Origin of the sequence: Streptomyces sp. NPDC032940, from assembly GCF_040636935.1 — a bacterium.
GTDB lineage: Bacteria > Actinomycetota > Actinomycetes > Streptomycetales > Streptomycetaceae > Streptomyces.
Window position 1 is genome coordinate 1 of record NZ_JBEZVJ010000072.1, and the last position, 3985, is coordinate 3985.

Annotated in this window: 4 protein-coding genes; 3 read left to right on the forward strand and 1 reads right to left on the reverse strand. The window is 68.0% G+C overall.

Features of this window, described 5'->3' with window-relative positions:
- Window positions 1-326: 326 nt before the first annotated feature.
- A complete protein-coding gene (locus tag AB0E77_RS34055; RefSeq protein ID WP_361578847.1) occupies window positions 327-1076 on the forward strand; it encodes a transposase family protein in 750 nt (249 codons plus the stop codon).
- Window positions 1077-1157: 81 nt separating this feature from the next.
- On the opposite strand, the gene AB0E77_RS34060 is transcribed toward AB0E77_RS34055, so the two are convergent.
- Window positions 1158-1994 (reverse strand): SDR family NAD(P)-dependent oxidoreductase, encoded by an 837-nt coding sequence (locus AB0E77_RS34060; RefSeq protein ID WP_361578850.1) that lies wholly within the window; start codon window positions 1992-1994, stop codon window positions 1158-1160.
- A 152-nt stretch (window positions 1995-2146) separates the two neighbouring features.
- On the opposite strand from AB0E77_RS34060, the gene AB0E77_RS34065 reads away from it, so the two are divergent.
- Together AB0E77_RS34065 and AB0E77_RS34070 are read left to right on the forward strand one after the other, a co-directional pair.
- Window positions 2147-2779 (forward strand): TetR/AcrR family transcriptional regulator, encoded by a 633-nt coding sequence (locus AB0E77_RS34065; RefSeq protein WP_361578853.1) that lies wholly within the window; start codon window positions 2147-2149, stop codon window positions 2777-2779.
- A 260-nt stretch (window positions 2780-3039) separates the two neighbouring features.
- Window positions 3040-3894, forward strand: coding sequence for a GAF domain-containing protein (locus AB0E77_RS34070; RefSeq protein ID WP_361578856.1), 855 nt, complete (start codon window positions 3040-3042; stop codon window positions 3892-3894).
- Window positions 3895-3985 lie beyond the last annotated feature (91 nt).

Consider the following 3985-nt stretch of genomic DNA (forward strand, 5'->3'; position numbering starts at 1 on the left):
GGGAACGACGCGACGACATCCACGAAGCCTTCCTCGGACTCGCCACCTGCCTGATCACCCACCGCCACGTCCAACGCCTTTGTTAGGACCTCTTATGCTCTGCCCTGCAGACGACAGCCTGGCCGGCCCGGACGTCTCGTGGTCGCACTACGGGTTCCACCTGTTCAAGCAGTGGCTGGCCAGGGGCGAGGGATTCACTGAGCGTTTTCAGTGCGGCCACCGATCGGGTGACCGGGGCGGTATGGGATCGGAGTGCGCAACGGACAGGGCTCCCGTGCCGTTGAGAGAGGTGTTCGACGTCTCAACTCAGCAGCACAGGAGCTCTGTTGGGTCCGTATCCTGCCGCACTCGACCTGCCCCACGCCTTGGTCGAGTGGGTCACGATGCTCATCGTCACTCGTGAAGGTGACCGGCGGTGCAAGCTCCCGCCGCACCGTCGCGCGCTGGTCGCACTCGTGTCCCTGCGCCGCCACGACACGCTCGCCCAGATCGCCGGGGCCTTCGGGATAGCCGTGGGCACCGCCCACGGCTACGTCAGCGCAGTCGCCGGCCTGCTCGCCGAGCAGGCGCCTGGCCTGCTGAAGACACTGCGCACGCAGGACCCGGACTTCGTCCTCCTGGACGGCACGCTCGCCGAGTGTGACCGCGTCGGCGACGGCAGGGCGGACTACTCCTCGAAACACAAGCGGCACGGCGTGAACGTGCAGGTCGTCACGGACCAGACCGGCGAGATGCTGTGGCTGTCACCGGCACTGCCGGGCCGGACCCACGACCTGACCGCGGCCCGCACCCATCGCATCATCCGGATCTGCGAACGCCAGGACGTCCCGATCCTCGCCGACATGGCCTCCATCGGAGCGGGCGACTGGGTCACCACCGCAAAGCGTCGCCCACCAGGCGGTGAACTCACCCTCACCGAGCAGACCGAGAACCGGGCCCTGTCCGTGGCCCGGGCACCCGTCGAACGAGCCATGGCACGACTGAAGTCCTGGCGGATCTTCCGCAGATGCTGCATCAGCCCCAACCGCATGAGCGTCATCACCAAAGCCGTCCTCACCCTGGAGAAGCAACGCTGAAAACGCTAATTGCCTGAACCGAGGAGATCTTGCCCCGCGTTGTCGTGCCGGTTTTCCGGCGCTTCCGGGCCGTCTGCGGCTTCACACTGCGCCGACCAGGTCCTGCGTGAGGCGGTGCAGGCGCAGTGCGTCGTCCTGATCGAATGCAGGGCCCTTCAGGGACAGCCGGCGGGTGGCGCGGTAGGCGGTGAAGGGTTCGGCCGGAGGTTCGTCGAGTAGACAGGTCATCGGGTTGACGGCCTTCGGCACGGATGCGGCGAGCACGGTGAAAGACGCCTTGGTGAGGGCGCGCAGGGGCCGTGGAAGGTGGTTGGGCATGCCGGTGGACACCACGCCGGGGTTGTAGCCGATGTAGCGGATCGGGGTGTCGGCATACAAGGCTGCGAAGGCCGCGCCGAGCAAGTCGTTGGCACGGAAGGACTGCAAGGTGGCCTTGAAACCGCTGTAGTGGCGCGTCAGTTGCAGGTCGTCCCAGTGAATGCGCCCCAGCGGGACGCCGGGGGTGCAGACGTTCATGATGACTGGTCGCGGGGCGGATTCCAGCGCCTTGCGCAGGCCGTGGCTGAGGACGTACCGACTCAGGTAGGCGAGAGCGAAGCTGTGCTCGAACCCCTCGCGGGTGACAGTGCGGGCGCCGAAGAGTCGGTAGCGCTGGGCGCACAGGATGAGTTTGTCCACTGTGGGACCGGTGCTCTCGATCTTGGCGACGAGTTCCTTGGTCGCCGTGACCGAAGTCAGGTCGGTCTGCAGAAAGACGACCCGGTCAGGGGCGGAGACGGTTGCCGCCTCTGCCAGGAGGGCCTCGCCCTTGGTGGGCGTGCTGCCGACGGCGAGTACACGCGCCCCTTGGCGCAGGTAGTGCAGTGCGAGCCCTTTGCCGAGCCCGTCGGTTCCTCCGGTGATGACCACGGTCTGCATCCCTGGTTCTCCTTCCCCTCCGAGCTGTGAGGCCCACGTGAGGGACGGCGCCCCCAGCATGCGGATACGCCATATCCGCTTACGCAAGGAACCGTACCATGAACCGGATACCATCTATCCGGTTGTGATCCGGTCGGCGGAAGAGGCGGTCCATGGGCAGGCAGAAGGAAGGCCAGGAATCTGTCGCGGCAGCGGCACGTCCGCTGAGGCGGGACGCCGAGCTCAACCGCCGACGCATCCTGCAAGCCGGACGCGAGGTCTTCGCCGCACGTGGGCTTCAGGCCACGCTCAATGACGTCGCGCACCACGCCGGGCTCGGAGTCGGCACCGTCTATCGGAAATTCCCCGACAAGCAAGCGCTCACGGAGTGCGTCTTTTCCGAAGAACTCGGCGAGATCGCGGCGATGGCGCGGCAGGCCCTGGCCGAGGATGACGCCTTCGCCGCCCTGTCCAGCTTCCTTGAGAGAGCCCTGGAGCGGGCCGCCTACAACCGCGGGCTGCGCGAGTTGATGCACCACGGCGCTGTTGAGGGCACCGGCCTCGCCCAAGCGCGGCGGGAGATCACCTTGCACTGCGAGAGCCTCACGGCTCGAGCCCGCGCCCAAGGCGCGCTGCGCGACGGTGTCACCGAGGCTGACATCGCACCAATCGCCGCGATGATCGATGCTGTCATGGCCCTTCCCTGCTCCTCCGAGCTGTGGCGACGCTATCTGGCGATCGTCCTCGACGGGCTCCGCGCCCACCCCAAACAGACACCGCTGCCCACTCCCGGCGGCACCGGCTGACCTCGCCGTTCAAGGGATCGCCGACGGACCCACCTTCAACCCGTCGCTACCCGCAGGACGCTGGGCAAGTCCGGCACGGTCCCTGTCGTGCTGCTGAGTTGAGACGTCGAACACCTCTCTCAACGGCACGGGAGCCCTGTCCGTTGCACCCCACCCGCACACCGCCCCGTCACCCGATCGGTGGCCGCACTGAAAACGCTCACTCTCTGGTCACCGACCAGATCATGCCGGCCTTCGGGGGGCAGGGCCTGGTGCTGTCCATGGCCGGGGAGAGCCGGCTGCGGATCACGGGTCACCGCGGCTGGCCGGCCGATGCCGTGGAGCAACTCGATCACCCGCCCCTCGACACCGTCCTCACACCGCCCGGGCGTGCTCTCGGGAGCGGCGTCCCCGCCTTCTTCTCGGATCCGGCTGAGATGCGGCGTATTCACCCGGAAGCGTTCTTGGCCAGCGGCAAAGAAGCCTGGGCCTTCCTGCCGCTGATCGTGCCCGGCCGGCCGGTGGAGGTCTGTGTCCTGTCGTACGACGGTCCGCACGCGTTCTCCGCTGCAGACCGCGTCGTGCTGACCTCGCCCGCCGGGCTGATCGCCCAGGCTCTGGACCGTGCCCGCCTCTACGACACGAAGCACGACCTTGCGCAGCCTTCAGCAGGCGCTCCTGCCCCGTACCCTCCCCGCGCTCACCGGCCTGCAGGTGGTCGCTCGCTATCTGCCTGCCACCCGTGGCATGGACATCGACGGCGATGTCTACGACCTCGTCCCGCCCGGAATCGCCGGGGCCGCAGACGTCATCGGCGACGTTCAGGGACACAACGCCGGCCGACGGATACCGGCGGGTGTTCCGCACCGGTGTCCGCGACCCGTTTCCGCCGCGCGAGACGACAGCGCAGGGAACACCGCAGACCCGTGTTGGCGCCGGGAGCACCTGGGGTGGCGCGACGGGTTCGTCTCACCGGCCGTCGGCGGCTCTTGTTCCGGTCCGTGCCGTCCCATGCGGCTGGTTGGCCGGGCCCAGGGTCCGTTCGCAGTCGAGCGGGCCGCCGTCGCCCGCCACGCTCAGCCTGCCAGCCTGTCGATCAGGCGGGCGAGCTGCGCGGGTGCCTCCAGATGGACTAGGGCCTGTCCGGCGGATCTTGGATGGTTGCTCCCTGCGGAGGCTAGGGTCTGGCTGCGGAGGCTAGGGTCTGGCTATGGGATCAATGGGGGA

Bases quoted from the DNA above. Each gene is read 5' to 3' on its own strand.
- AB0E77_RS34060 (WP_361578850.1), bottom strand. From the start codon at position 1,994: ATGCAGACCGTGGTCATCACCGGAGGAACCGACGGGCTCGGCAAAGGG.
- AB0E77_RS34065 (WP_361578853.1), top strand. From the start codon at position 2,147: ATGGGCAGGCAGAAGGAAGGCCAGGAATCTGTCGCGGCAGCGGCACGT.
- AB0E77_RS34070 (WP_361578856.1), top strand. From the start codon at position 3,040: ATGGCCGGGGAGAGCCGGCTGCGGATCACGGGTCACCGCGGCTGGCCG.